The 25,727-nt window shown below is 45.4% G+C and carries 26 protein-coding genes, 1 other RNA gene and 1 pseudogene; 21 read left to right on the forward strand and 7 right to left on the reverse strand.

Going from position 1 to position 25,727, the window contains the following annotated elements; translation table 11 throughout:
• The first annotated feature begins 184 nt into the window (after window positions 1-184).
• The gene (gene tuf / locus DXD02_RS10445; RefSeq protein WP_118666820.1) at window positions 185-1,378 is read left to right on the forward strand and encodes an elongation factor Tu; all 1,194 of its coding nucleotides are present in this window, start codon (window positions 185-187) and stop codon (window positions 1,376-1,378) included.
• Between the two features lie 257 nt (window positions 1,379-1,635).
• Here the strand turns inward: tuf and DXD02_RS10450 are convergent, their stop codons facing one another.
• A complete protein-coding gene (locus DXD02_RS10450; RefSeq protein ID WP_008790928.1) occupies window positions 1,636-2,118 on the reverse strand; it encodes a helix-turn-helix domain-containing protein in 483 nt (160 codons plus the stop codon).
• 232 nt (window positions 2,119-2,350) lie between these two features.
• Between DXD02_RS10450 and DXD02_RS10455 the strand changes: the two genes are divergently transcribed.
• From DXD02_RS10455 to DXD02_RS10490, 7 genes are all read left to right on the forward strand, one after another.
• Window positions 2,351-2,545, forward strand: coding sequence for a hypothetical protein (locus DXD02_RS10455; protein WP_008373537.1), 195 nt, complete (start codon window positions 2,351-2,353; stop codon window positions 2,543-2,545).
• 11 nt (window positions 2,546-2,556) lie between these two features.
• Window positions 2,557-3,648: a site-specific integrase gene (locus tag DXD02_RS10460; RefSeq protein ID WP_004850597.1), complete on the forward strand. Its 1,092-nt coding sequence runs from the start codon at window positions 2,557-2,559 to the stop codon at window positions 3,646-3,648.
• 169 nt (window positions 3,649-3,817) lie between these two features.
• Window positions 3,818-4,900, forward strand: coding sequence for an AAA family ATPase (locus tag DXD02_RS10465; RefSeq protein ID WP_055152729.1), 1,083 nt, complete (start codon window positions 3,818-3,820; stop codon window positions 4,898-4,900).
• Between the two features lie 67 nt (window positions 4,901-4,967).
• On the forward strand, window positions 4,968-5,207 hold the full coding sequence (locus DXD02_RS16265) for a hypothetical protein (RefSeq protein WP_008793133.1): 240 nt from the start codon (window positions 4,968-4,970) through the stop codon (window positions 5,205-5,207).
• 174 nt (window positions 5,208-5,381) lie between these two features.
• Window positions 5,382-5,609: a DUF5348 domain-containing protein gene (locus tag DXD02_RS10475; RefSeq protein ID WP_008373546.1), complete on the forward strand. Its 228-nt coding sequence runs from the start codon at window positions 5,382-5,384 to the stop codon at window positions 5,607-5,609.
• 201 nt (window positions 5,610-5,810) lie between these two features.
• Window positions 5,811-7,226, forward strand: a complete 1,416-nt coding sequence (locus DXD02_RS10485) for a plasmid recombination protein (protein WP_015541741.1) — start codon at window positions 5,811-5,813, stop codon at window positions 7,224-7,226.
• Between the two features lie 4 nt (window positions 7,227-7,230).
• The gene (locus tag DXD02_RS10490; RefSeq protein WP_008793036.1) at window positions 7,231-7,707 is read left to right on the forward strand and encodes a TnpV protein; all 477 of its coding nucleotides are present in this window, start codon (window positions 7,231-7,233) and stop codon (window positions 7,705-7,707) included.
• A 464-nt stretch (window positions 7,708-8,171) separates the two neighbouring features.
• Here DXD02_RS10490 and rlmN read toward each other — a convergent pair whose 3' ends face one another.
• Entirely contained in the window at window positions 8,172-9,161 is a 990-nt protein-coding gene (gene rlmN, locus DXD02_RS10500; protein WP_002569187.1) for a 23S rRNA (adenine(2503)-C(2))-methyltransferase RlmN, read from the reverse strand.
• 23 nt (window positions 9,162-9,184) lie between these two features.
• Complete coding sequence (locus tag DXD02_RS10505) at window positions 9,185-9,364, reverse strand: cysteine-rich KTR domain-containing protein (RefSeq protein ID WP_002588768.1); 180 nt, start codon at window positions 9,362-9,364, stop codon at window positions 9,185-9,187.
• 384 nt (window positions 9,365-9,748) lie between these two features.
• On the opposite strand from DXD02_RS10505, the pseudogene DXD02_RS10510 reads away from it, so the two are divergent.
• The 3 genes and pseudogenes from DXD02_RS10510 to DXD02_RS10520 all read left to right on the forward strand — a co-directional run.
• Window positions 9,749-9,964 (forward strand): annotated as a pseudogene (locus tag DXD02_RS10510) (helix-turn-helix domain-containing protein); the annotation flags it as partial.
• A gap of 32 nt (window positions 9,965-9,996) precedes the next feature.
• Window positions 9,997-10,881: an XRE family transcriptional regulator gene (locus DXD02_RS10515; protein WP_226799365.1), complete on the forward strand. Its 885-nt coding sequence runs from the start codon at window positions 9,997-9,999 to the stop codon at window positions 10,879-10,881.
• Between the two features lie 773 nt (window positions 10,882-11,654).
• Window positions 11,655-11,945: a hypothetical protein gene (locus DXD02_RS10520; RefSeq protein WP_147399076.1), complete on the forward strand. Its 291-nt coding sequence runs from the start codon at window positions 11,655-11,657 to the stop codon at window positions 11,943-11,945.
• Window positions 11,946-12,056: 111 nt separating this feature from the next.
• Here DXD02_RS10520 and asnA read toward each other — a convergent pair whose 3' ends face one another.
• The 3 genes from asnA to DXD02_RS10535 form a co-directional block, all read right to left on the reverse strand.
• Window positions 12,057-13,070 (reverse strand): aspartate--ammonia ligase, encoded by a 1,014-nt coding sequence (gene asnA / locus DXD02_RS10525; protein WP_118666822.1) that lies wholly within the window; start codon window positions 13,068-13,070, stop codon window positions 12,057-12,059.
• 214 nt (window positions 13,071-13,284) lie between these two features.
• Entirely contained in the window at window positions 13,285-14,136 is an 852-nt protein-coding gene (locus tag DXD02_RS10530; RefSeq protein ID WP_022463265.1) for a sugar phosphate isomerase/epimerase family protein, read from the reverse strand.
• A gap of 133 nt (window positions 14,137-14,269) precedes the next feature.
• The gene (locus DXD02_RS10535; RefSeq protein ID WP_118666823.1) at window positions 14,270-15,013 is read right to left on the reverse strand and encodes a ThuA domain-containing protein; all 744 of its coding nucleotides are present in this window, start codon (window positions 15,011-15,013) and stop codon (window positions 14,270-14,272) included.
• 214 nt (window positions 15,014-15,227) lie between these two features.
• Here DXD02_RS10535 and ffs point away from each other — a divergent pair.
• The 9 genes from ffs (at window position 15,228) to DXD02_RS10580 (ending at window position 23,458) form a co-directional block, all read left to right on the forward strand.
• Window positions 15,228-15,490, forward strand: an RNA gene (gene ffs / locus DXD02_RS10540) — signal recognition particle sRNA large type.
• A gap of 194 nt (window positions 15,491-15,684) precedes the next feature.
• Complete coding sequence (locus DXD02_RS10545; protein ID WP_022463267.1) at window positions 15,685-16,764, forward strand: 6-phosphofructokinase; 1,080 nt, start codon at window positions 15,685-15,687, stop codon at window positions 16,762-16,764.
• A 143-nt stretch (window positions 16,765-16,907) separates the two neighbouring features.
• On the forward strand, window positions 16,908-18,557 hold the full coding sequence (gene dnaX / locus DXD02_RS10550) for a DNA polymerase III subunit gamma/tau (RefSeq protein WP_055226854.1): 1,650 nt from the start codon (window positions 16,908-16,910) through the stop codon (window positions 18,555-18,557).
• Between the two features lie 33 nt (window positions 18,558-18,590).
• Entirely contained in the window at window positions 18,591-18,944 is a 354-nt protein-coding gene (locus tag DXD02_RS10555) for a YbaB/EbfC family nucleoid-associated protein (RefSeq protein ID WP_022463269.1), read from the forward strand.
• On the forward strand, window positions 18,944-19,540 hold the full coding sequence (recR, locus tag DXD02_RS10560; RefSeq protein ID WP_022463270.1) for a recombination mediator RecR: 597 nt from the start codon (window positions 18,944-18,946) through the stop codon (window positions 19,538-19,540). Before DXD02_RS10555 ends, recR begins: the two co-directional genes overlap by 1 nt.
• Window positions 19,541-19,542: 2 nt before the next feature.
• Window positions 19,543-20,646, forward strand: coding sequence for a LacI family DNA-binding transcriptional regulator (locus tag DXD02_RS10565; RefSeq protein ID WP_022463271.1), 1,104 nt, complete (start codon window positions 19,543-19,545; stop codon window positions 20,644-20,646).
• Between the two features lie 280 nt (window positions 20,647-20,926).
• Complete coding sequence (gene fsa / locus DXD02_RS10570) at window positions 20,927-21,580, forward strand: fructose-6-phosphate aldolase (protein ID WP_022463272.1); 654 nt, start codon at window positions 20,927-20,929, stop codon at window positions 21,578-21,580.
• 109 nt (window positions 21,581-21,689) lie between these two features.
• A complete protein-coding gene (locus DXD02_RS10575) occupies window positions 21,690-22,529 on the forward strand; it encodes a transketolase (protein WP_118666824.1) in 840 nt (279 codons plus the stop codon).
• Complete coding sequence (locus tag DXD02_RS10580; protein ID WP_055219295.1) at window positions 22,517-23,458, forward strand: transketolase family protein; 942 nt, start codon at window positions 22,517-22,519, stop codon at window positions 23,456-23,458. Before DXD02_RS10575 ends, DXD02_RS10580 begins: the two co-directional genes overlap by 13 nt.
• A gap of 91 nt (window positions 23,459-23,549) precedes the next feature.
• Here DXD02_RS10580 and yyaC read toward each other — a convergent pair whose 3' ends face one another.
• Window positions 23,550-24,137, reverse strand: coding sequence for a spore protease YyaC (gene yyaC, locus DXD02_RS10585; protein WP_055226856.1), 588 nt, complete (start codon window positions 24,135-24,137; stop codon window positions 23,550-23,552).
• A gap of 200 nt (window positions 24,138-24,337) precedes the next feature.
• Here yyaC and DXD02_RS10590 point away from each other — a divergent pair, with 200 nt between their 5' ends.
• Window positions 24,338-25,645: a LysM peptidoglycan-binding domain-containing protein gene (locus DXD02_RS10590; protein ID WP_055226858.1), complete on the forward strand. Its 1,308-nt coding sequence runs from the start codon at window positions 24,338-24,340 to the stop codon at window positions 25,643-25,645.
• Window positions 25,646-25,727 lie beyond the last annotated feature (82 nt).

The raw sequence follows: 25,727 nt of genomic DNA on the forward strand, positions 1-25,727 counted from the left end.
CTGGTTGTGCAGTCCTTACCGGCTGCACAGCCTGAATGTATATCTTTTTCAAAGATTTCCCTTGCAAATAGGACAGAAATGCAATATAATCAGACTTAGCAGGTTTACGATTCAGGTGGGTTCCTGCCACCAATTTAGTCTCAAAAAAGCCCACTGGGCGCAATTTTAAGGAGGACATTTTAAAATGGCTAAAGCTAAATTTGAAAGAACAAAACCGCATTGTAACATTGGTACCATCGGCCACGTTGACCATGGTAAAACAACTCTGACCGCAGCTATCACAAAAGTACTTTCTACCAGAGTAGAAGGAAACACTGCTGAGAACTTCGAAGATATCGATAAAGCTCCGGAAGAGAGAGAGCGTGGTATCACAATCTCTACTGCACACGTTGAGTATCAGACAGAGAAAAGACACTATGCACACGTTGACTGCCCAGGCCATGCTGACTATGTAAAGAACATGATCACTGGTGCTGCACAGATGGACGGAGCTATCCTTGTAGTAGCTGCTACAGACGGTGTTATGGCTCAGACAAAAGAGCACATCCTTCTGTCCCGTCAGGTAGGTGTACCTTACATCGTTGTATTCATGAACAAATGCGATATGGTAGACGACGAAGAGCTGCTTGAGCTGGTAGACATGGAGATCCGTGAGCTGCTGAACGAGTATGACTTCCCGGGAGATGACACTCCGATCATCCAGGGTTCTGCTCTGAAAGCTCTGGAAGATCCGGCTGGCCCATGGGGAGATAAAATCATGGAGCTTATGGATGCAGTAGATAGCTGGATCCCGGATCCGCAGCGTGACACTGATAAAGATTTCATCATGCCTGTAGAGGACGTATTCACCATCACTGGTCGTGGTACTGTTGCTACTGGCCGTGTTGAGGCTGGTGTTCTTCATCTGAATGAGGAAGTTGAAATCGCAGGTCTGAAAGAAGAGACCAAGAAAACTGTTGTAACTGGTATCGAGATGTTCCGTAAACTCCTCGATGAGGCTCAGGCTGGTGATAACATCGGTGCTCTGCTTCGTGGTGTTCAGAGAACAGAGATCGAAAGAGGACAGGTTCTGGCTAAACCAGGTACCGTTCACTGCCATACCAAATTTACCGCTCAGGTATACGTTCTGACAAAAGACGAGGGTGGCCGTCATACTCCATTCTTCAACAACTATCGTCCGCAGTTCTACTTCCGTACAACTGACGTAACAGGTGTTATCACTCTTCCGGAAGGAACTGAGATGTGCATGCCTGGCGATAACGTTGAGATGACCATCGAACTGATCCACCCGATCGCTATGGATCAGGGTCTTACCTTCGCTATCCGTGAAGGTGGACGTACTGTAGGATCAGGACGTGTTGCTACAATCATCGAGTAATCACTGACTAATATATATTGAGTACCGCAAGGTACATTGTGTCCAAACGTAAGATACCCCGGAACCGTAAGGTTTCCGGGGTTTTTCTGTACTCTAAGAAAAGAATTATTCGTAAATTTATCAGGTTAGTAATAGTGAAACATTTATCAGCAAGATGAAATACAGATAAATTTATAATTAAAAAATAAGACCAGCGGTGCCAAAACGGTGCCAAAAAGAAACTCCTGCGAATGTTTGCTATTCACAGGAGTATTTTTTTACCAGCCTTTGATCTGTTTGATTTGTTCAGCACGTTCTGGATCACGATGATATTGTAATTTCAGACGGATAGTTTCCACAACTTCCTGTCTGGATTCATCATCAAGCTGATAGAACGATGTAAGCAGATTATCTACATCAGGCATACTGTTCTTACCGAAAAGGTACATCAGCGGATACATAGAATTTTTTAAGTAAGTCTTTACACGACTTGCGTCTAATGCTCCGTTCAAACCGTCTGGAAGTGTAGGATAAATCTCTTCTTCCTTAATTGTGCCAGAAAATGGACTGGCAGAACATATCTCATTCACATCAATTTGCAATTCATTCGCAAGTCTTAATGCAAAATCAAATCGAATATTGGAATCTTTTTGAATAATTGAATATAAGGTTGTAGCACTGATTCCGGTTGCCTTTGCAATTTTGCGGACATTTGTGCCTTTTTCATCAAGATATTTCTTTAAATTTTTACCGTCACCCATAGAATCCTCCTTTTTCATATATTAGAAAATTACGAAAAACATAAATCTATAAAATATCATAACACAGACGTGGAATAAAATAAAGAAAAAATAGTGTACGAAGTTCGTAAAAATGTGTTTACGAAATATTGACAACGATAGAAATACATGATATTATCAATTTACGAAAATCGTACAGATATAGAAATACAGTAAACGTATTCTATATCTGGAGAGGAAAGGAGGAGGCAATATGGCAAGTTACAATTATATGATGAGTGCTGATGAAGTGGCACAGGAATTAAACTGCTCAAAATCTCATGCCTATAAACTGGTGAAAGCTATGAATAAAGAATTATCTGCACAGGGATATATTACGATGGCTGGAAGAATACCAAAGGCGTTTTGGGCAAAAAAGATGTATGGCTATGAAATAGCAGAAAATTAGGGAGGATCAATATGGCTTACAGAGAAAAAGACACAAAAAAATGGACAGCCCAGTGGTTTGAGACAAATGTCATGGGTGAGAAGAAAAAACGCAGAAAGCGTGGATTTGAAACAAAGCGAGAAGCATTGGAGTTTGAACGAAGCAAAAAGTTGAGCAATGAGCGAAGTATGGATATGAAGCTGAGCGATTTTATTGAGATTTATTTTTCAGACAAACAAAATGATCTGAAAGATCGAACAATCAAAAATAAAAGATATATGATGCAACAGCATATCGTTCCATACTTCGGAAATCAGATGATGAGTGAAATCAAGGCTTCACAGATTATTCAGTGGCAGAATGAAATTCAGAAAAAAGGCTATTCAGATTCTTATCTGAGAATGATTCAGAATCAGTTGACCAGTCTGTTTACACATGCAGCTAAAATCTATGACTTGCCGGTTAATCCATGCAAGAAAGTGAAACGAATGGGAAATTCAGATTCAAGAAGTTTGAACTTCTGGACACTGGACGAGTACAAACAGTTTATACAGACAATGGAGCCGGGAACAAGATATTATCTTATGTTTGAGATGCTGTTCTGGACTGGATGCAGGATCGGGGAGCTGCTTGCGATTACAAAAGCTGATATCAATTTTGAAAAGAATCAGCTTAGTATCAATAAGACTTATTACCGGACAGGAATGCAGGATATTATCACAGAACCGAAAACAAAACAGTCCTTTCGGACAATCGAAATTCCGGAATTTCTGAAAGAGGAAATTAAGGAATTTGTAGATGGTCATTACGGAATGCCGGATACAGAAAGATTATTTCCGGTTGTTCAGGAAGCGGTACAGCATAAGATGAAACGGCAGATTGAGCTGGCAGGAGTGAAGAAAATTCGAGTGCATGATATCAGGCACAGCCATGTGGCTTATCTTATTGAGAAAGGTGTGGAACCGTTATTGATTCGGGACAGATTAGGTCATAAAGATATTCGTATCACATTGAACACTTATGGACATCTTTATCCAAATCAGCAGAGAAAGATTGCAAATCTTCTGGATAATGAAAATGGAAATGCTGTTACCGGATTGGGAGAAGAAAGAGATGAATGTTGAAAAGGCAAAAGAAAAAGCCCAGATAAATAATCTGAGCAAGTTCTCTGATAATCAGATTCACTGATATACCATCTTGGCAGATTCAGTATATCACGAATCGGGAAATACGACAATTCCCGAATATCTGTTCATCAGAGACTTGCCCGGAAGGGCAGGAGGAGATGATGGAATGAATATGAATGAAAAAAATAAAATTGAGAATTGTAGAATAGAACCAAAACTGAAACTGATCAATATGGATTCAGTAGAGGTGGAACAGGTAGAATGGCTGCTTTATCCGTTTATTCCTTATGGAAAAGTGACCATTATACAGGGAGATCCAGGAGAAGGCAAGACAACGATGGTACTTCAGATTATTGCAAAACTGACCAGAGGAGAGCCGATTCTTCCTGTTACTGATAAAACGAAAACAAAAGAAAAACGAAGTGATGAAGTCGATAGTGAGAATGAAGATTTAGATGCTGAAGATAATATGCAGGAACAGTCTTCTGTGTCACCTGTAAATGTAATCTATCAGACAGCAGAAGATGGACTTGGAGATACTATCAAACCCAGATTACTTGCTGCAGGTGCAGATTGTTCAAAGGTGCTGGTGATTGATGACAGTGACCAGCCACTGACAATGGCAGATGTCAGATTGGAAGAAGCAATCGTGCAGACAAAAGCAAAAATGGTTGTTCTTGATCCGATACAGGGCTTTCTGGGAGCGGACGTAGATATGCACAGGGCAAATGAGATCAGACCACTGATGAAGCGTATCGCAGTGCTGTCAGAAAAATATCACTGTGCAGTTATTTTAATCGGTCATATGAACAAAAACAGCAACGGCAAATCTTCTTATCGAGGACTTGGCTCCATTGATTTTCAGGCTGCTGCAAGAAGTGTTCTGATTGTCGGGCGAGTGAAAGATGAACCGGAAGTAAGAGTGGTATGTCATACGAAGAGTTCTCTTGCACCGGAAGGAACGTCCATTGCATTCAGACTGGATAAGAATAATGGGTTTGAATGGATTGGAGAATATGATATCAGTGCCGATGAACTTCTTAATGGAGACGGAAGAGGACAGAAAAGTCGGAAAGCAAAAGAATTTCTCCTTGAGATACTGGCAAATGGAGGAATGACTCAGAAGAAAATTGCAGAAGAAGCAGAAGCCAGAGGAATCAAAAGTAAAACGCTATGGAACGCCAAACGGGAACTTGAAATTGATTCCGTAAAACGTGGAAAGCAATGGTATTGGATGTTGCCAGAATAAAAATGGAAGATGGCAAGATTACCATTTCTTAAGAAGAGGGGATCTTGCTACCTTGAAAGGAGAATAGATGCAAAATAAAAGTGTACAGATTCCATACGAGTTATTCTTTCAGCTCTTGCAATATTTTTTGATGGATAACTACGATGGTGAAGAAATAATACGGTTGGGATTGGAGAAAAAACTGGATGCAATGGTGAATCGTGAAGTATACAGCAAATCCAAAACAGCACCAACGGAAGAAGAAAGAGAAAAGTTCCGGAAGGAATATCTGGACAGACGGGGAATACCGGAGAACTTTCGATGGTAAAGGTTCTTTCTGAACACTTTATTACAGGAGCGTGTCACGCACCTGTAGATAGCAGACAAGGAGAATGTTGGTAAGGTGTAGTCGGGAGTTGACTGGCGTAGAAGAGAATTTTCAAAAGGGAGCCCTGATTCAGGGCGCCCCTGCGGAAACGGTAGATGAAAGGAGATTGGCACAATGAGAGAAGGAAGATTAGGATATAACAGTTATAACAAAAGATATGGATTATTATCATCAGATCTATGGATTGATACAGGATTTCACTGTGGAGAATGCCTGGAAGTGTTGCTTGATGATGAATGGGTTCAGACCAGAATGGAAATGAATCCTGCAAGAGAATGGTATCTTGTAGGGACACCGTATTGTGGTGATTTGGAATATATTCGGGCAAGGATACCGGAGTAAAGGTCTCTGTACCCCCGGAGGGCGCAAGGGTACTTTTGATGGACGGTACGGCTGTCGAAAGTGCTTTTGCGTTACTTTTGACAAAAGTAACAAAACCGCCGTATCCGGCGAATATTTCTTTTTATACTATAGCTGGCAAAGATACAAATTTATGTGCCATGTCTGGCACTGGTTTTAGAAAGCGGGGTGAGGAATATGACGATGAAACGAACAATCAGTGGTATGATCGGGACAGGGTCTCTGGCTCATAACAGACGAGATTTTATAGCAGAAAATGTTGATCCAGACAGAGTGCAATTAAATATTTGTTACCGGAATGAGAATCTGAAAGAAGTCTATAAAGAGCTGTTTGATGAAGCTGTAGAACGGTATAATGTCGGGAAAAGAAAAGATCGGCAGATTACAAATTATTATGAAAAGATTCGCCAAGGAAAACAGGAAAAGTTGTTCCATGAAGTGATTTTCCAGATTGGAAACCGAGAAGATATGGCTGTTGGAACAGAAGCAGGAGATCTGGCTGTAAACGTACTGGATGAGTATGTAAAAGATTTCCAGAAACGGAATCCGACACTTCGGGTATTTAGTTGCTATCTGCATCAGGATGAGGCTACTCCACATCTCCATATTGATTTTATTCCTTATGTGACGGACTGGAAAGGAAAAGGAATGGATACCAGAGTTTCACTGAAACAGGCATTAAAAAGTCTTGGATTTCAAGGTGGAAATAAGCATGATACGGAACTGAATCAGTGGATAAATCATGAAAAAGAAGTTCTGGCAGAGACTGCAAAGCAGTATGGAATTGAATGGGAACAGAAAGGTACTCATGAGGAACATCTGGATGTCTATAACTTCAAGAAAAAAGAACGGAAAAAGGAAGTACAGGAATTGGAGCAGGAGAAAGAGCATCTAACTGCTGAAAAAGAAGAATTAACAGCACAAATTGCAGAATCCAGAGCAGATATCCAGAATTTAAAAGACGATAAGGAACAGGCAATCAAGGCGAAGCAAGAAGCAGAACAAAAGGCAGGGAGCGCAGAAAAAGAACTAAAAAGCCTGGAAGATCGCAGAGAACAGCTACAACCGATTATGGATAGTGTGAGCAAAGAAATCAAAGAATATGGAACGGTTAAAATGTTACTGCCGGAGGCGGGCACGCTAGAACGGGCAGTAACCTATCGAGATAAAAAAATTAAACCACTGTTTCTTCAAATAAAGAATAAGGTTGCTGTAATGGCGGCTCAGGTTAAAGAACTTACGAAAGAGGTGGAAGGTTGGAAGAGAAAATATCAAAAGGTGAAACAAAAATATAATGCTATTCAGAGAGAACTGGATGATATACGTAAAGATAATCAGAAATTGTCAGAAGAAAAAGATATATTACAAGGTGTTTCTGATAGGTATGATCGTGTTGTGCGTGTTCTTGGAATAGAAACTGTAGATACAGCAGTACAGCAGGATATTCAAAACGAGAAAGTCCTGGAAGAAAAGCGACGGATGGAACAAATGCCGAAGGGAAATATTCATGAAAGATTGGCATGGGGAATGAAAAAAAGCGAGATGGAGAATCAGCAGCGTAAGAAAACTAAATCAAAAAACAGAGAAATGGAGAGATAAGATTATGGAAACACACATTTATGATGAAAAGAACGGATTAAGCTATACTTTGCATGGAGATTATTATTTGCCGGATTTGGTATTGAATGAAGAAGAACCGATATATGGGAAATATGGAATGCTGAGGAAACAGTTTCTGAAGGAACACAGATTAGCAAAATATCAATATTTGTTGTTGACTGGAAAGCTGACGGAACACCTGAATCAAATTGATCAGGAGAGCAGAGAGCAGGTGGAAATGCTTATGGAACAGATGGCAGAAAAACAGGGCGTAACTGAAGAATTAAAGGTACAGAATCGGACGAAGTGGGTTAGACTGATGAATAATATAAAAGCTAGTGCAGAAGAAATGGTGTTGAAACTTCTGAAAAGCACATTGTTTGTAAAACTCCCTGCTATTAGGTTCCACATTCTCACCTCCTTTCTCGTTGGAAAGTTGGTGGTGCTTCCCCCTTTTCGCGGGGCAATACGGCGTTTTTGAAAAACGCCGAAGATTTTTTGAAATTTTTTCAAAAAATTTTTTGAGCAGCAAAATACGCCTGTCCGAAAAGCCCGGACAGGCGTATAGGTATTGTAAGCAGTATTTAGATGATTAGACAGTTCATAGTCAAGGGTAGAGAGGTTCCCGGCGGTGGTCGGGCTTTTTTTGATATGTCAATGACCGTCGGATTTTGTCGATAGGGTATGTGCTTCATGGCGGCTACCTCCTTTAGCCGCCGCTTTTAACAGTGATACCGCGTCATTTCATTAGAAGATAAAAAGAAACGGCGGCTTTGATTTTTCAAAGCTGCTGCGGAAATCAAAGAACGACAAGCAACAGTTCTGATTTTGCTCCAATATGGTTATTAGGGGCACAAATTAAAATCAAAAAAGAGCCGATAACAGCAGTATTTCAAACTGCATATTATCGGCTCTGCGTCTGTGCGTCTGGCTCTTTTAATTAAATTATTTCTGTTGTTTTTTGGCTTTATTATATGTATTAGCTAACTGTCCACAAGCTGCTTTAATCTCTCTACCATGAGAAACTCTCATGGTAACTTCAAGTCCTGTTTGCTCTAATTGATGTTTGAACGCAACCATTTCTTGTTTTTGTGGTGCTCTAATTTTTGAATTACTCGTCGGGTTGTATTGCAGCACGTTAATCATAACATTTTTGCCCTTAAACCATTTTGCAAGTTGCCTTATATCTGAGGAACGGTCATTTATACCTGGTAAAAGCAAATACGCAAATACCACTTTTCGATTATGCCTTTGAGAATAGGACAATGCTTGCTTAACAACATCTTCAATAGCGTACATGTGCATATGAGGAATGATACAGTTTCTCGCAGCCTGTGTTGCTGCATGTAAAGATATTGTCAACTGAATTTTTAGATGTTCTTCGCGCAATTTTTTTAATTGATTAACTGGACCAACTGTTGATACGGTAATGCCGTCGGTTGGAAAGTTAAGTCCATTTCTATCTCGAAGAATATGGATTGCTGCAATCAAGTTGTCGTAATTGAATAAAGGTTCTCCCATTCCCATAAAAACGATACGATTTACTTTTTGACGTATCAATACAACCTGCTGCACAATTTCAGACGGTGTTAGATTACGAACAAAACCATTGCGTCCGGACTCACAAAAAATACAGCCAACAGAACAACCAACTTGCGTACTTACGCAAACAGTCCCACCATCTCGCCGTTTAATAAAAACCGTTTCAATATACCTGTTATCTTTCAATTCATAAACATACTTTTCAGTATCGCTACTTTTATAGACTTTTTTTGTTGATATTGATAGATTTTCTTTGTGAAATGGCTGTTTATACAATTCCGTATATAAGGCTCTTGCTTTATCCTCTCCAATTACTTCCGACATTTCTTTGTAAGTAAATCCGTATGGGTCATTCAATATTTCCGTAGGTGTACTTTTAGGTAAGTGTTTCATTTAAATATCCTTCCTTTTCAAAATTAAAAAGTTTGTTTTTCAGAGTTTTTGATTATGATTTCTAGTTTTTCAACATCAACGATATGCGTTAATTTACATTTAGGGCAGAAAAGAGGAAAATTTCTTAATACCGTATTATAAAATACTTGAACCCTCGTCTTTCCGTTACAAATTGGACATTTTATCCAATATTTTTCAAGCATAATATTTCTCCTTTTGCGCAAAAAAATGCAGGTCAATTCTCAACATGAGCATTGACCTGCATTTATACATATAATACTACAACAAAATTAAGGCATAGTTTTTATACTATGTCTATACGTCGTTAGTTTTGTTGTATAGCATACGCAAAATAAGCATGACAAAAAAGCCCATATTGAAAATGGGAAAAATCTTTTTTGATTTCAATGCTTATCGAATACGCATGCTATGTAACATAAACATTCCCCCCCTTTTATATAATATTATATACAAAAGCAGCTTGTTGTCAACATATATATATATGAATTATTTTGGCTAACTGATAGAACTATGTAGACATATCCAAGAAGAAAGGGGAACAGTAAAATGTAAGAGGGTGAATAACTATGGCAAAAAGACCAGTACCAAAATACGACTTCAAGGCTTTTGGGGCAGCGATAAAGGCAGCGCGTGAAGGACGCAAGGAAAGCCGCAAGAAAGTAGGCGACGAAATGTTTATCTCGCCGCGCTACCTTGCGAACATTGAGAACAAGGGGCAGCACCCAAGTTTACAGATATTCTTTGAGCTGATACAGCGTTACCATATATCCGTATCTCATTACTTCCAGCTTTGGCACGACTATTGAAAATTGATATGAATGAATTGTTTTCGTTTCATGAAGAATTGACAGAAAAAGAGATTGGACAATTTGTGAATGAACTTTCGGAAGTTTCATTGGACAGCTTTACAGAGGCTTTCGAGATGGCATCTCGTAAAATACAGGAGTATCCTCATTGCGACTTATTAATATATACGATCGCAACCGTTCTGAACGGATCTTTGACTTTGTCAGATCTTAATGACGAAGAACGAATGGAATATAATACAGCTATTATTGAGTGGCTGGAACGAACAGCAGATAGTCAGGATGAAAGAGTGAGAAATTCAAGCGTTTTTATACTTGCAACAAAATATGTCCAAATGGAGAAATATGAAGAAGCAAATGCCCTTTTGAAAAAAATTCCTGATACTGTAATTGATGCAACGATTATGAAAACAAGTGTATTAGCACATCAGGAAGGAACAGATACTGCTGCATTATTCTTAGAAGGGAAATTGCTACAGGCAGTTATCAATATCCAAAGCTACTTGTATAAGTTAATAGAAATGGAAGAAGAGACAGGAAATCATGATAAAGCAGAGAAAATTGCTGAGATTACAGATCACATGATATCATTGTTTGGACTATGGAATTATGGCAACACAGTTCCATATCTGCTGATTGCTGGATATCGAAAAGATGTAGAAAAATGTATCCAGTTAATTAAGCGATTATTAAGTGAATCACAGAAGCCTTGGAATATGACACAATCCCCTTTGTATTACAGGTATGAAGATACTGCACAGGGAAAAGCTTTTTCGGGACTTGGAAAAAATTTTGTTCGTGAATTGTATTCGGAAATTGAAAATAAGAAAGAGTATGAATTCTTGAGGGGGAATAAGGAACTCGAATCAATTTTTGAGGAACACTTGAAATAGGTTGTAAAAATGTATGGAAATAGATGTAGTTGAGAAAGAAGAAAATTTTTGACATTTCCACAGATGCGTGCTAATATGATTATAGAAAAAGAGTGCTACCGATAGACGGTTAGTCCACATACTTATTGATTACAAAAATAACCGTTCAGTTTGCAGGCTGGGGCGGTTATTTTTGTGGTTTATGATTATCTTTGCCTAATGTATATCCGATACTAAAGCAGGTTAAGCCGAAGCTCACTACTGCTATGAAGTCCACAATACTCATTGGCTTAGCCCTCCTTTCCACTGGATTCCTTTACAGGTTTCTATGTAATCAGAGGGTCACAGTCCCTCTGGAGAAGGACTAACCGCCTACCGTTATGGTAGCACCCATGTTTCGATTATAACAGTTAAAAATTACCGGTGCAATATAAAGTTGGTAGAGAAGTATCTAGTATCTACAGAAGAGAATCGGTTTGAGTATTCTCCGGTGCCAAAACGGTGCCAAGAAATCAGGCAAATCAAAATAGGTGGTGCAATTCAGCTGTTTTTCACTGTATTTTGGAGAGAAAACCATAAAAAATATGAGATAAAACGGGATTAAAGTATCGTGAAGGTGGCCGTACCGTTGGATCAGGCCGTGTTGCTACTCTGATCGACTAATTATCGGTAGACTATTCTAAATAAAATATAATTGTATCGAAAGATACTTGTGCTCAAACGTAAGAGACCCCGGCGCCGTAAGGCGGCCGGGGTTTTTCTGTCTGTATATAGATGATCAAGAACCGCAAAAGTTGAGAGCTGCAAAACAACCGTATGTAATTCCAATCGAAGCAGGTGCCCATACGATTGCGATTACAAGAAAGCCTATGGGAAAAATCGGAGCCGGTGATGTTGCAAATGCAGCCTTTGGAGCTGCTCTTGGCGGCGGACTGGGAGCTGTTTTAGGCGGCCATTTAGGCAAAAAGGCAGTTGGAGAAGATGGATTAAAAAATGCAAAAGTAATAGAGGCCCATGAGGAGGAAACATTTTCTTGTGATGTAAAAGCAGATCTTCGCGGAATGCCGAAGGTTACGTGGATGTAAGATAAAAAAATAAGAAAAAAGAAGAATTCCTGTGCGGAAATACTGCATGGGAATTCTTCTTTTTGATCTTCTGAAAGAAGAACAGAAATTTGAGAAAAGACAGAGAATTTCTTACAGAAGCTGAATATTCATCACATCCATCACCTCTCGTGTCTCCATCGGCCATACCGAGCACTGTACCTCTCCGATGTGCGCTTTGCGCAGGAAAAACATACAGATACGGGACTGTCCGATACCGCCGCCGATTGTCTGCGGAAGAGTGCCGTTCAGAATGGATTTCTGGAAGGGGAGCTTCGCGCGGGACTGGCATCCGCATTCCTTTAACTGGGCGCGGAGAGCATCTGCATTGACGCGGATTCCCATGGAGGAGAGCTCAAGAGCGATGTCAAGTACCGGATAATAAACGATCAGGTCGCCGTTTAAGGACCAGTCGTCGTAGTCCGGGGAACGTCCGTCCTGACGATCACCGGAAGCAAGCACGCCGCCGATCTGCATAATAAAGACAGCACCTTTTTCTTTGGTGATTGTATACTCTCTTTCCTTTGGAGTCAGATCCGGATAGCGATCCTCAAGTTCCTGGGAAGTGATAAAGAAAATTTCATCCGGCAGAATGGTTTCGATGTAGTCGTACTGGTCTGCCATATGTTTTTCCGTGTTTTTCAGTGCCTCATAGATATCTTTTACGGTACTCTTTAAGAAATCAAGATTGCGTTCTTCCGGGGACATGATTTTTTCCCAGTCCCACTGATCCACGTAAACGGAGTGAATGTTGTCGGTCACCTCGTCCTGGCGGATGGCGTTCATATCGGTGTAGATGCCTTCTCCCTCAGAGAAGCCGTATTTGTGAAGCGCGTACCGTTTCCATTTTGCCAGAGACTGAACAATTTCAGCGGTTTTCTTGGTACCCTGATCCTTTAACTCAAAAGAAACCGGGTGTTCTACGCCATTCAGATTGTCATTCAAGCCGGTTTCCGGCTGTACAAAAAGTGGAGCTGTTACACGGAGCAGATGCAGACGATGTGTCAGCTCATGCTGGAAATAATCCTTTACTGTTTTAATCGCCACCTGTGTATCGTGGAGGTTTAATGCAGATTTGTAACCCTGCGGAATAATAATTTCTCCCATTACTTTAAAACCCTCTTGTTTTAGATTTGCTTTTCGAATCATGCCTTCTCAAAAAGCTTCAAATTTAGTTTACCATGTTTTCCCTGGAAAGCAAGGAAAAGATACGAAAAAACCAAAGATAGTAAAGAATTCTTTCGACATATTTTCCTTGCTGAATTTCTCCCCGGAAATACGAAATTTTCCGAAAATCAGAGCGCTTATGAAAGAGGCGGAATTATTCGGAAACCCACTGGCGCAGAAACGCTGCGGACTGTTCGATGAACGATAACTGATCCGGCGCATCGAAATGCTCGATGGCGAGATAACCATCGTAATCGCACGCTTCTAAATCTGTAAGAAGCTTTGCCATCGGCAGATATCCCGTTCCGGCCGGTGTCTGGCCAAGGCCGCGGCAGAAACGTCCGTGAACGAGCGGACTTTCGGCACGATCCTTACAGTGAACATGGACAATATAATCCTTCAGAAGCCAGGCAGCATACGAAACATCCTCATCACTGAAAGCAAAATTTCCGATATCAAGCGTATACCGCAGCCCCGGCACGTGCTCCATAAACCAGAGCAGCGGATATGTGCGTGCAAACGGCTGTAAAAAACCGTCAAAGTCCTCTAAGGTAATCGAAACGCCACGTAAAGCCGCATATTCGGCGAGTGAGGAAAGCGCATGTACCATATTTTGAATCGATTTGTTTTCGGCCATAAAAGTACTCGTTGCCTCATAGGTGCTGCTGCAGGCTGCAAGCTCTGCCGCTTCGGCAGTTTCAAGCGCGCCTGCAACAAACAGGACACGCGAAACCTGCTGCGATGCCGCAGTATCGAGCATCTGCTGTGCTCTGCCAAGATCCGTATCATGGGAAAAATCAAAGGTTTCATGCATACAGCTGATCACCAGCCCCGCATCGGAAAGCATCGGGGCAATGACCTCTCTTTCTGATGCAAACAGACTGTAGTTCATCTCAACAGCCGAAATTCCCTGCTCCCTGCAGAACGCGAGCACTTCCGGAATCGTCTTACCGGACTGCTCACACGCCTGTAGAATGTGTTCGTAAAAAACGGAAAGCTTTCTCATATAACATTTCCTCCTGATTTATGCAATGTGTACACAGATTCCATCCGCGTATTGCAGAACATTTTTGATCGTGAAATCAGACCCCTGTTTTGAAAAAATCAAACGGGATACAGATATCGGTAAACTGCAGCTGCTATTTTTGGTGTGAAGAAAGATACACTTCCTCCGTAGATGGATTCACCCATGCATTATCCAGTGGTGCCGGTCTTCGTACTACAGGAACGCACCAGCGCACCCCATTTTTGATAATCTTCTGAATCACCGGCATATGGTAAATGGGGTATTCCTCGTGTCCTGGCTGAAAATAGAAAATTTTGCCCAGCCCACGTGTAAAGGTGCATCCGCTGCGGAACACCTCACCGCCTGCAAACCATCCCGTAAATACCACATCATCCGGTTTGGGAATATCAAAAAACTCCCCGTACATCTCTTCCTCCGGAATATCCACCCATGCCGGAATTCCCTGCGCGATCGGATGGGTCGGACACGTACAGAACAGTCTCTCACGATCCCCATGCCGCCACCGAAGCGTCATACTTGTTCCGAGAAGCTTCCGCATAATCTTGGAATAATGCCCTGAATGCAGAACTACCAGCCCCATTCCGGCTAGCACATGACGCCGAACCCGCTCGGCCACATCGTCCGAGAACTCCTCCTGCAGCATATGATTCCAGAACACCAGCACATCGGTATTTGCCAGCACTTCTTCCGTCAGCCCATGCTCCTTCTCGTCAAACACAGCCGTCCGAACCGAAAGCTCCTCCTCTTGTCTCAGAAACTTTGCAATACAGGTGTGAATCCCGTCCGGATAAATCTCTTTCACTTTCTCCTGCGTTCGCTCCTGCTGAAACTCATTCCAGACCGTAACTCGTATCATTCGTCCATCCTCCTTCTATAAGAAAAAAATGTATCATTTTCAAAAAATTATCGATAGCAAATCTTGAAAATAATGAAAAAAGCAGTCGTTCACACTCTGCGGTACTGAATTTTTGCGTTATTTTCTGGCCTTACTATAAATTATACTCGTGCTATACCAATATTTCAATTCACAAATTCCTTGACATCCCCTCCGAAATCCCGTATACTAAACAATGCGCAGCCGGGGAGATAGCGGTGCCCTGTACCCGCAATCCGCTACAGCGGGGGTGATGCCAATCCGAGGGCTTTTTCATTGCGAAGCTGCCTTCTATAAGTGACGTTGACGTCTGGGTCTTACGCAACAGGACTCCATGAACCGTGTCAGGGCAGGAATGCAGCAGCACTAAGTGGAACCTCCTGTGTGCCGTGAGGGTGCCTGGGCCGAGTAGGCTGTAGGAGTAACGTTCGTGGTGAGAGTTCGAAGTGCGGCGCGCATAAAAAAGAAAATCCAAGGAAGCCTGAACCCCAGACTTCCTTTTTTCGTACAAAAAATAGAAACTCCCGCGCTTTCTTCCCCCGAACTATTGTGAGAACGAAAAAAATAGGGTATAATGTAAACATTCCATAATACTGCCAAGAAACAAGAAGCAGTCGTGAAAATCTAATAAAGAACAGGATGGGAAAAGTCATATGTTAAGAATTGGTCTGTTAACAAGCGGCGGAGACTGCCAGGCATTAAATGCGACCATGCGCGGAGTCGTAAAAGGCCTTGCAAACAATGTAAAAGATCTCGAAGTATACGGATTCATGAACGGCTATAAAGGCCTCATCTACAGCGATTACCGCATGCTCAGTGCAAAAGATTTTTCCGGTATATTAACACAGGGAGGAACTATTCTCGGAACCTCACGTCAGCCGTTTAAGCTGATGCGTACCCCGGATGCAAACGGTCTGGACAAAGTGGAAGCAATGAAGCATACCTACCACAAGCTCCTTCTGGACTGCCTTGTCATTCTTGGCGGAAACGGAACCCAGAAAACAGCAAACCTCTTGAGAGAGGAAGGACTGAATATTATCCATCTTCCGAAAACCATCGATAATGATATCTACGGAACGGATATGACCTTCGGTTTCTACAGTGCCGTCAATATTGCATCCGATGCGATCGACTGCATCCATACAACAGCCTCCTCTCACCAGAGAGTTTTTATCGTAGAGGTTATGGGTCATAAAGTAGGCTGGCTGACGCTGTACGCCGGAATCGCAAGCGGCGCAGACGTTATCCTGATTCCGGAAATTCCATACGATATTGAAAAAGTATGCGAGGCCATCAACAGACGAAAAGAGCGCGGAAGCGGATTCACCATTCTTGCCGTTGCCGAGGGTGCAATTGCAAAAGAAGACGCAGCACTTCCGAAGAAAGAGCTGAAAAAACGTCAGGAAGAAATCGCAAAGAAATACCCGTCCGTATCCTACAAGATCGCAGAAGAAATCGAGGCAAAGACAGGCATGGAAATCCGCGTCACCGTACCGGGCCACATGCAGCGAGGCGGCAGCCCGTGTCCGTATGACCGTGTCCTTTCCACAAGACTCGGATCCGAGGCAGCACAGCTTATTCTGGACAAACAGTACGGCTACATGGTCGGAATGGTCAACGGAAAAGTAAAGAAAATTCCGCTGGGCGAGTGCGCCGGAAAATTAAAGACCGTAGATCCGAATGCACAGGAAGTCCTGCAGGCAAAACGGATGGGAATCAGCTTCGGCGATTGATGCGTTCCCGAAAAAGGCAAGGAAAAAGAACGGAGGCCTTAAAGCAAGAAGAACAAGGTCTCCGTTCTTCTGTTGCACTGCTGTCCAAAAGAAACTGCCGGCGGCAGGCTTCCATGCCGATGCAATAAAAGGAGAAAAATTTTATGAGCTATACTGCTCTGTACCGAAAATTCCGTCCTTCCACCTTTGAGGATGTAAAAGGACAGGATCACATTGTAACAACATTAAAAAATCAGATCCGCGCGGACCGCATCGGTCATGCGTACCTGTTCTGCGGAACCCGCGGAACAGGAAAAACGACGATCGCCAAGATTCTCGCCCGCTCGGTCAACTGCGAACATCCCGTGGACGGAAGCCCGTGCAACGAATGTCCGACGTGTAAGGCGATTCTGGCGGGCGTTTCCACGAACGTCATCGAGATCGACGCGGCATCGAACAACGGTGTCGACAACATCCGTGAAATCCGTGAGGAGGTAGCCTACCGGCCGACACAGGGACGGTATAAAGTCTATATCATCGACGAGGTGCATATGCTTTCTACCGGAGCGTTCAATGCACTCTTAAAAACCCTGGAGGAGCCGCCGTCCTATGTCATCTTCATCCTGGCGACCACAGAGGCAAACAAAATCCCGGTGACGATCCTTTCCAGATGCCAGCGGTACGATTTCCGCCGCATCACGATCGATACCATCGCGGCGCGTCTTAGTGAACTGATGGAAAAAGAGGGCGTGGACGTCGAAGAAAAAGCCATCCGCTACGTCGCAAAGGCGGGCGACGGCTCCATGCGAGACGCGTTAAGCCTCCTGGACCAGTGCATCGCCTTCTACCTCGGGCAGAAGCTGACGTACGATAAAGTCCTTGAGGTTCTCGGAACTGTTGATACCGAAATCTTCAGCCAGATGCTCCGTACGATCCTCGCCGGGGATGTAACGGGAAGCATCCGCACGCTGGAAACCCTTTTAAACCGCGGAAAAGAGCTGGGACAGTTCGTTACCGACTTTACGTGGTATCTGCGGAATCTGCTGTTGGTAAAAAGCGCAGATGAAACCGAAGAACTGCTCGACGTCTCTACAGAAAACCTGAAGCTCTTAAAAGAAGAGAGCACGATGGTAGACGATGAGACGCTGATCCACTATATCCGCGTTTTATCCGAGCTCTCCGGCCAGCTCCGCTATGCGGCGCAGAAGCGCGTGCTCGTTGAGGTGGCGCTCGTCAAACTCTGCAAACCGCAGATGGAGCAGAACCTCGAATCCGTGCTGGAGCGTCTTAGGATTCTCGAAGAAAAAATGGAGCGCGGAATCCCGATGATGGTGACAAATGCACCGGGAGCAGGAAACGGCAGTGCAGGAGGCTCCGGAGCGGCCGGAGACGGCTATGCGGCGGCAGAAACACCGCAGAGTGCACCGGCACCAGTGAAAGCCGCACCGGCGGATTTACAGCGCATCAGCGCGTCCTGGAAGGCAATTGTCGGCCAGACAAGCGGCATGTTCCGCCAGTTTCTGCAGGGCGCCGTTCCGAAATACAACAGCGAGACGGGCGACGCCAAACTGTTTGTTGAGTTTGCAGACCAGCTCGCATCCATCTACGTTGAGCGGCCGGAGGCAGCCGATGAGATCCGCACCATTATTGAACAGATGACTGGAAAAACCGTAGAGGTCCAGCTCATTTTAGCAGACCAGCATGCAAACGCCGCGCTCTCCACGATTTCCGTGGATGATGCACTGACGCAGGCGATTCATGGAATCCCGGTCGAGGAGGACGACGAGAGCGACTTCGACGACGGGGAAGAATAGATTAAAAACAAATTTTTCAGGAGGATATTACCCATGGCAAAAAGAGGAGGATTCCCGGGAGGAATGCCGGGCAACATGAACAATCTGATGAAGCAGGCTCAGAAAATGCAGAAGCAGATGGAAGAGAACCAGAAAGCGCTCGAGGAGAAAGAGTTCACTGCGACAGCAGGCGGCGGAGCCGTAGAAGTAACCATTTCCGGTAAAAAAGAAGTAACCAAAGTTAAAATCAGCGAAGATGCCGTAGATCCGGACGACGTAGAAATGCTCGAGGATCTGATCATGGCAGCAACCAACGAAGCACTGCGCAAAGTTGAGGACGAGGCAGCCAAAGCTATGGGCAAACTCGCCGGCGGACTTGGCAGCATGGGCGGAGGATTCCCGTTCTGATGGATTACTACAGCGGATACATCAATCAGTTGATCGAGCAGCTGTCCCATCTGCCTGGAATCGGTGTGAAAACCGCACAGAGGCTGGCATTTCATATCATGAATATGCCGGCCGACCAGGCAAAACGGCTGGCCGATTCGATCACAGAAGCAAAATCCCACGTTCAGTACTGCAAGTGCTGCCAGACGCTGACCGACAAAGAACTGTGCCCGATCTGTGCCAATGTCAAGCGCGATCACAGCGTGATCATGGTGGTGGAGACGACGCAGGACCTTGCGGCGTACGAGAAAACCGGAAAATACGACGGTGTTTACCACGTCCTGCACGGGGCAATCTCCCCAATGCTGGGAATCGGGCCGGACGACATCCGGTTGAAAGAGCTGATGCAGCGTCTCCAGGGCGATGTCTCGGAGGTTATCGTTGCCACGAACTCCAGCCTGGAGGGCGAGACAACGGCCATGTACATCAGCAAGCTGATCAAGCCGACCGGAATCAAGGTGACGCGGATTGCAAGCGGCGTTCCGGTGGGCGGCGATCTGGAAAATATTGACGAAGTCACCCTTCTGCGTGCGTTAGAGGGCAGAACGGAGCTGTAATTATGGGCAGAAAAAAAGTGACATCCAGTGATGTCGCAGCAGCCTCAGGCGTATCCCAGGCGACGGTCTCCATGATCCTGAACCGGCGGGAAAACGTTTCGTTCTCGCGGGAAACAGTAGAAAAAGTGGAGGCGGCGGCAAAAGAGCTGGGCTACCAGATTCCGCGGCGGAAGATGAGAAGAGAGTCGAACGGCAACAAGCTGATCGTCGTCTTCTGTCCGACGCTGACGAATCCTTACTATGTGATGCTGCTGCACGGCATCGAAGAAGTTGCAAAAGAGAAGAATTACGGGGTCTTTGTCTGCAATACGCAGAGGGACCTGAAAATCGAAGAGAATTATCTTCGGATGATGAAGAGTGTGCGCCCGCGCGGCATTATCTACACCTGCAATCCGAGCAGAAGCTGCAAGGAAAAAGTGGAGGAGCTGGCCGCGGAGATTCCGCTTGTCATCATCAACAACCGGGAAGAGCTGCTGGAAATTGATGCGGTTGAGCTGAACAATGCAAAACCCGGCAGGCTGATGGCACGCCACCTGCTGGAACTGGGACACCGGCATGTGGCGTTTGTTTCACCTCCGCTGACTTCCAAACAGGGCCAGCGCCTGAAACGCGTGGAGGGCTTTGTGCGCGAGTTTGAGGAGGCAGGATACGGCGACGGCGTGATCGTCAAATCGGCGGATGAGGACCTCGACGAGGTGATCCCGAGTATGGATTCTGAGTACAAGATGGGCTATTATCTGACGAAGGAACTGCTGCGGGAGGACAAGAACCTTACGGCAATCGTCGGCATGAATGATATGATCGCGTTCGGGATCATGGACGCCGTGCTCGAGAGCAAACTGCGCATTCCGGCGGATATTTCCGTAGTGGGATGTGACAACACTGTCTATTCCAGCTTCCGCTCGATTTCCCTGACGACGATCGACCACTATGTGCCATTGAAGGGCCGCGATGCGTGCGATATCATCCTGCGGAAAATCCAGTCTCTTCGGGAAAGCCAGGACGGCAATGAACCCTTAAGCACGTATCATGTCGAGTATGAGCCGAAACTGATCGTGCGGCGCAGCACTTCGTATGCAAGAACCGAAAAATTAAAAAATAAATAGGACGGCTGAAGTTATTATTAATAATTTTGAATAAAACAGCTCCGGCGCAAACCGGGAAAACACAAAGAAAAGGAAAAACCGGAAAAAATGAGAAAAAATCCGCCAGAGTTATTTATGAAATAGTATTTATAAATAATAAAATTAATTAATAAAAATGAGGCCGACTTGACGGAAAAACCAAACATATCTATACTGGAGATAACAGAGAAACGGAGCCGTTCTGCGGAAAACAACAGGCCCCGAAACCGTACGAAAGTATGAATATGGGAGGAAAAACAACATGAGATTTTTCATCGACACAGCAAAAGTAGAGGACATTAAAAAAGCAAACGACATGGGCGTTATCTGCGGCGTTACCACCAACCCGTCCCTGATCGCAAAAGAAGGACGTGACTTCAAAGAGGTCATCAAAGAGATCACCGAGATCGTAGACGGACCGATCAGCGGCGAGGTAAAAGCTACCACAACAGATGCAGAAGGCATGATCAAAGAAGGCCGTGAGATCGCAGCCATCCATCCAAACATGGTTGTTAAAATCCCGATGACCGTAGAAGGACTCAAAGCTGTTAAAGTTCTGAGCGCAGAGGGCATCAAGACAAACGTAACCCTGATCTTCTCCGCAAACCAGGCACTTCTGGCTGCAAGAGCAGGTGCAACTTATGTTTCCCCATTCCTTGGAAGACTCGATGACATCAGCACCCGCGGCGTTGATCTGATCCGTGAAATCGTTGAGATCTTCGACGTAGCCGGCATCGACACCGAGATCATCGCAGCAAGCGTCCGCAACCCGATCCACGTAACCGACTGCGCACTGGCTGGTGCAGACATTGCAACTGTTCCATACAACGTAATCGTACAGATGACCAAACATCCGCTGACCGACGCCGGAATTGCAAAATTCCAGGCTGACTACAAAGCTGTATTCGGCGAATAAGACCTAAACATGATTGCATAAAAGCTGGAAATATGGTATTGTGAACGAAGTGAACAATAGCGATATTTCCAGCTTTTGATTCCGATCCAACTAAACAAGGAGAAAAGACATGAACAAGTTAGAACTTCAGAAGACGGCCAATGAGATCCGCAAAGGGATCGTCAGCGGCGTTCATGCAGCAAAGGCCGGCCATCCGGGCGGATCTCTGTCTGCAGCCGATATTTTCACGTATCTGTATTTTGAAGAAATGAACGTGGACCCGAAAAATCCAAAAGATCCGGACCGCGATCGTTTTGTACTTTCGAAAGGCCACACAGCGCCGGGACTCTACGCAGCACTGGCTGAAAAAGGTTACTTCCCGAAAGAAGACCTGCTGACCCTTCGTCACCTTGGCTCTTACCTGCAGGGACATCCGGATATGAAACATATCCCGGGCGTTGATATGTCAAGCGGTTCCCTCGGACAGGGAATCTCCGCAGCAGTCGGAATGGCACTCGGTGCAAAACTGCAGAACAAAGCATTTCGTGTTTATACACTTCTTGGCGATGGTGAAATCCAGGAAGGACAGGTCTGGGAGGCAGCCATGTTTGCCGGAGCAAAACATCTGGACAACCTCATTGTGATCGTAGACAACAACGGACTTCAGATCGACGGAAACGTAGCAGATGTCAACAGCCCGTACCCGATCGACAAAAAATTCGAGGCATTCAACTTCCACGTAATCAACGTAGCGGACGGCAACGATTTCGATCAGCTGAAAGCTGCATTTGATGAGGCGCGCACCGTAACAGGCATGCCGACCGCCATCATCACAAAGACCGTAAAAGGAAAAGGCGTTTCCTTCATGGAGAACCAGGTAGGCTGGCACGGAAAAGCTCCGAACGATGAAGAGTACGCAATTGCTATGGCAGAACTGGAAAAGGCAGGTGAAGCGTTATGTCAGAAGTAAAGAAAATCGCAACAAGAGAAAGTTACGGTAATGCACTGGTTGAGCTTGGCGCAGAGCATGACAATCTGATCGTACTCGACGCTGACCTTGCAGCAGCAACCAAGACCGGTGTGTTCAAAAAAGCATATCCGGACCGCCACATCGACTGTGGTATCGCAGAATGTAATATGATGGGAATCGCTGCCGGTCTTTCCACCACAGGCATCGTTCCGTTCGCAAGCACCTTCGCGATGTTTGCCGCAGGCCGTGCGTTTGAGCAGGTGCGCAACTCCATCGGATACCCGCATCTGAACGTAAAAATCGGTGCTACCCATGCCGGAATTTCCGTAGGAGAAGACGGCGCAACACATCAGTGCAACGAGGATATCGCCCTGATGAGAACCATCCCGGGCATGGTCATCCTGAACCCGGCAGATGATGTAGAGGCAAAAGCCTGCGTGAAAGCAGCTTATGAATACAACGGACCGGTTTACCTTCGTTTCGGACGTCTGGCAGTGCCGGTGATCAACGACAGACCGGATTACAAATTTGAGCTCGGAAAAGGCGTTGTTCTCCGTGAAGGCAAGGATGTCACCATCGTTGCAACAGGCCTTTGCGTAAGCTCCGCTCTGGAAGCAGCAGAGAAACTTGCCGCAGACGGCATTGATGCCAAGATCATCAACATCCACACCATCAAACCGCTGGATGAGGAGCTGATCGTTGCAGCAGCAAAAGAGACTGGCAAAGTCGTAACCGTAGAAGAGCACTCGGTGATCGGAGGACTTGGAAGCGCAGTCTGCGATGCACTGGCAGAGAAATGCCCGGTTCCGGTGAAAAAAATCGGTGTACAGGACGTCTTCGGAGAGTCCGGCCCGGCAGCCGCTCTTCTTGCAAAATACAAACTCGACGGCGAGGGCGTTTACGAGCAGGTAAAAGAGTTCTGTAAATAAGATTTTTCGAAATAAATGACAAAAGAAAACAGGCAGAGGCCACACCGGAAAATGGTGCAGTCTCTGCCTGTTTTGCTGTCTGCAGTTTTTCTTAAAGCAGAAGTTCGCTTGTCCCGGCCGCCTCAAGTTCCCGGCAGGCGAGCAGGATTCCCTGCGAGATGGATTCCGCCATATGGAAAATCGTGGCAAGCCGGGTTGTCTGCAGAAGAAGCTGTTCAAAACTGCCCGATACATTCACAATGCCTGTGATAAAAATATCCCCGACCTCGGGCAGCGTCTTCCCTGCCCCCGCGCCCGGCCGGATCGCCCCGTTTCCGATCGTGATGTATCCCTGATGACGCCGCGAACCAAGCGAAGCATCAATCGCAACGAGCAGTGCCTCCGGGTGGCGGGAATGGATGTACGAAATCCGGTCCGGTAGATTCAGGGCGTGCACCGGGTCATCCAGCGTTCCATAGACATGAAAAATGCGGCTGCAGTACGGCGAAAGCTGGTACCCGATCAGCGGTCCTAAGGAATCCCCAGTGATCCGGTCGCTTCCGATGCAGAGAAATACCAGTTCACGGAACATGCGTCCGTCCTTTTGAATGCAGTAAGAAAACAGCGACGCCAGCTCTTCGCTGGCGCTGCGGCTTCGCTCATTGATGTAGTAAACTTCGGCGTCTTTTTTTCGAAACATGACCGGTACCTGCCTTTCAGAAGAATCATCCACAGTTTAACCGTATATGGTATAAACTATTCCTGCAATGAAAAAAACATGACATGCCCTCCGGTGCAGAAAAACGGGAAAACAGTCGGAAAAAACCGTGACAGCCCTGCCCCAAAACGATCTTTTTCGCGGAACATCCGTGATAAAGTAGGCAAAAAGGGGTGAAAAGCATGATTGAGATTGTCTATAAAGAAAACAAAGAGCAGGCGAACGGCAACGAGGGATACTTTCATCTGCCGAAAAATATCCGCCAGGTCGGTGATACGAACGGCAGGGAGCGGATTTATCTGGAAGATTATGTCGGAACCTTTCTGAAAAAATATTTTTCCGCACCAGAGGGACGTGCCGCCATGCTGTTCGGTGAATTTAAGTGGGCGGACGGAATTTCCTACTTTTTTATCCGCAGCGCGGCCGCGATTCATACGATGGAGCCGGCGCCGGATCACCTGGTCTTCGATGATGCAGTATGGACGGAGGTCCACGATGTGATGGAAAAATATTTCAAAAACCAGCAGATCCTCGGCTGGGCACTTTCTCTTCCGGGATACGGGGAGGATCTGAATGAACAGATCATCCGAGCGCATCTGAACCACTTCGGCGGAAATGACAAGACGCTGTTCCGCGTCAACGGACAGGAAAAAGAGGAAACCTTCTATACGTACGAGGGCGGCACCCTGCGGAGCACGGGAGGCTTTTACATTTATTATGAAAAGAATGAGCCGATGCAGTCGTATCTGATCGATCAGAATCAGAACCGGTCGATCGAAAACGGAGAGAGCGTGCCCGACCGCGCTGTCAGCGATTTTCGGAAGATGATTGAGGAGAAGAGCGGGGAGGAGCCGGAACACGATCACAGAAAGCCGATCCTCTATGCGATGACAGCATGCGCGGCTGCGGCGCTTCTTGTGACGGTGACGCAGAAATACGGAGATGCGCTGCCGTTTCCGGGGAAAACAAAGGAGCAGACGGTAGCAGTGGCGGGAAACGTACAGGGAGAGAAGACACAGACGGCGGAGAGTGCAGCGGAAGCATCAGCGGCGGAAGAGGGAAACACAGGGGAAAATACTTCGACACCGGAAAGCACAGGAACGGAACTGGAAACGGAAAATGAGAGCGGGAGCGCGGCGGTAAGTGAGGAGCAGAATTTATCCGGAACGGATCCGGCAGGCAGCGGAGAGCAAAGCACATCCGGCGGGGAGCAGACTGGTGCAGCGGAGAACAATACCGGTACGGTGCAGACAGATCCAGCACCGGGAGCAGAGCCATCGTCCGCCCCGGGAACTGCTTCCGGCAGTGAGACGGCAGAAACCGCCGCGCAGGTCTGGCAGGAGTACACCGTACAGAAGGGGGACAGCCTCTCGAAAATCAGTGAGAGATATTACGGAACGATGAGCAGAGTGAAAGATATCTGCGAACTGAACCAGATCGCGGTAGAAGATCTCATATATGCGGGGCAGAAAATATACCTCCCCAAATAGAGAAAAATATGGTACACTAGAGCGGAATCAAACTGCGGCCGAAAGGGCGGCAGAAAATAAGTCCGAAAAGAACATAAGGGGA

The organism is Blautia sp. TF10-30 (genome assembly GCF_003481245.1).
GTDB classification, from domain to species: Bacteria; Bacillota; Clostridia; order Lachnospirales; family Lachnospiraceae; genus Fusicatenibacter; species Fusicatenibacter saccharivorans.

What these genes read in the sequence shown, in the direction of transcription:
- tuf (WP_118666820.1), top strand. Translation starts at nt 185, where the DNA reads ATGGCTAAAGCTAAATTTGAAAGAACAAAACCGCATTGTAACATTGGT.
- DXD02_RS10450 (WP_008790928.1), bottom strand. Translation starts at nt 2,118, where the DNA reads ATGGGTGACGGTAAAAATTTAAAGAAATATCTTGATGAAAAAGGCACA.
- DXD02_RS10455 (WP_008373537.1), top strand. Translation starts at nt 2,351, where the DNA reads ATGGCAAGTTACAATTATATGATGAGTGCTGATGAAGTGGCACAGGAA.
- DXD02_RS10460 (WP_004850597.1), top strand. Translation starts at nt 2,557, where the DNA reads ATGGCTTACAGAGAAAAAGACACAAAAAAATGGACAGCCCAGTGGTTT.
- DXD02_RS10465 (WP_055152729.1), top strand. Translation starts at nt 3,818, where the DNA reads ATGAATATGAATGAAAAAAATAAAATTGAGAATTGTAGAATAGAACCA.
- DXD02_RS16265 (WP_008793133.1), top strand. Translation starts at nt 4,968, where the DNA reads ATGCAAAATAAAAGTGTACAGATTCCATACGAGTTATTCTTTCAGCTC.
- DXD02_RS10475 (WP_008373546.1), top strand. Translation starts at nt 5,382, where the DNA reads ATGAGAGAAGGAAGATTAGGATATAACAGTTATAACAAAAGATATGGA.
- DXD02_RS10485 (WP_015541741.1), top strand. Translation starts at nt 5,811, where the DNA reads ATGAAACGAACAATCAGTGGTATGATCGGGACAGGGTCTCTGGCTCAT.
- DXD02_RS10490 (WP_008793036.1), top strand. Translation starts at nt 7,231, where the DNA reads ATGGAAACACACATTTATGATGAAAAGAACGGATTAAGCTATACTTTG.
- rlmN (WP_002569187.1), bottom strand. Translation starts at nt 9,161, where the DNA reads ATGAAACACTTACCTAAAAGTACACCTACGGAAATATTGAATGACCCA.
- DXD02_RS10505 (WP_002588768.1), bottom strand. Translation starts at nt 9,364, where the DNA reads ATGCTTGAAAAATATTGGATAAAATGTCCAATTTGTAACGGAAAGACG.
- DXD02_RS10515 (WP_226799365.1), top strand. Translation starts at nt 9,997, where the DNA reads ATGAATGAATTGTTTTCGTTTCATGAAGAATTGACAGAAAAAGAGATT.
- asnA (WP_118666822.1), bottom strand. Translation starts at nt 13,070, where the DNA reads ATGGGAGAAATTATTATTCCGCAGGGTTACAAATCTGCATTAAACCTC.
- DXD02_RS10530 (WP_022463265.1), bottom strand. Translation starts at nt 14,136, where the DNA reads ATGAGAAAGCTTTCCGTTTTTTACGAACACATTCTACAGGCGTGTGAG.
- DXD02_RS10535 (WP_118666823.1), bottom strand. Translation starts at nt 15,013, where the DNA reads ATGATACGAGTTACGGTCTGGAATGAGTTTCAGCAGGAGCGAACGCAG.
- DXD02_RS10545 (WP_022463267.1), top strand. Translation starts at nt 15,685, where the DNA reads ATGTTAAGAATTGGTCTGTTAACAAGCGGCGGAGACTGCCAGGCATTA.
- dnaX (WP_055226854.1), top strand. Translation starts at nt 16,908, where the DNA reads ATGAGCTATACTGCTCTGTACCGAAAATTCCGTCCTTCCACCTTTGAG.
- DXD02_RS10555 (WP_022463269.1), top strand. Translation starts at nt 18,591, where the DNA reads ATGGCAAAAAGAGGAGGATTCCCGGGAGGAATGCCGGGCAACATGAAC.
- recR (WP_022463270.1), top strand. Translation starts at nt 18,944, where the DNA reads ATGGATTACTACAGCGGATACATCAATCAGTTGATCGAGCAGCTGTCC.
- DXD02_RS10565 (WP_022463271.1), top strand. Translation starts at nt 19,543, where the DNA reads ATGGGCAGAAAAAAAGTGACATCCAGTGATGTCGCAGCAGCCTCAGGC.
- fsa (WP_022463272.1), top strand. Translation starts at nt 20,927, where the DNA reads ATGAGATTTTTCATCGACACAGCAAAAGTAGAGGACATTAAAAAAGCA.
- DXD02_RS10575 (WP_118666824.1), top strand. Translation starts at nt 21,690, where the DNA reads ATGAACAAGTTAGAACTTCAGAAGACGGCCAATGAGATCCGCAAAGGG.
- DXD02_RS10580 (WP_055219295.1), top strand. Translation starts at nt 22,517, where the DNA reads ATGTCAGAAGTAAAGAAAATCGCAACAAGAGAAAGTTACGGTAATGCA.
- yyaC (WP_055226856.1), bottom strand. Translation starts at nt 24,137, where the DNA reads ATGTTTCGAAAAAAAGACGCCGAAGTTTACTACATCAATGAGCGAAGC.
- DXD02_RS10590 (WP_055226858.1), top strand. Translation starts at nt 24,338, where the DNA reads ATGATTGAGATTGTCTATAAAGAAAACAAAGAGCAGGCGAACGGCAAC.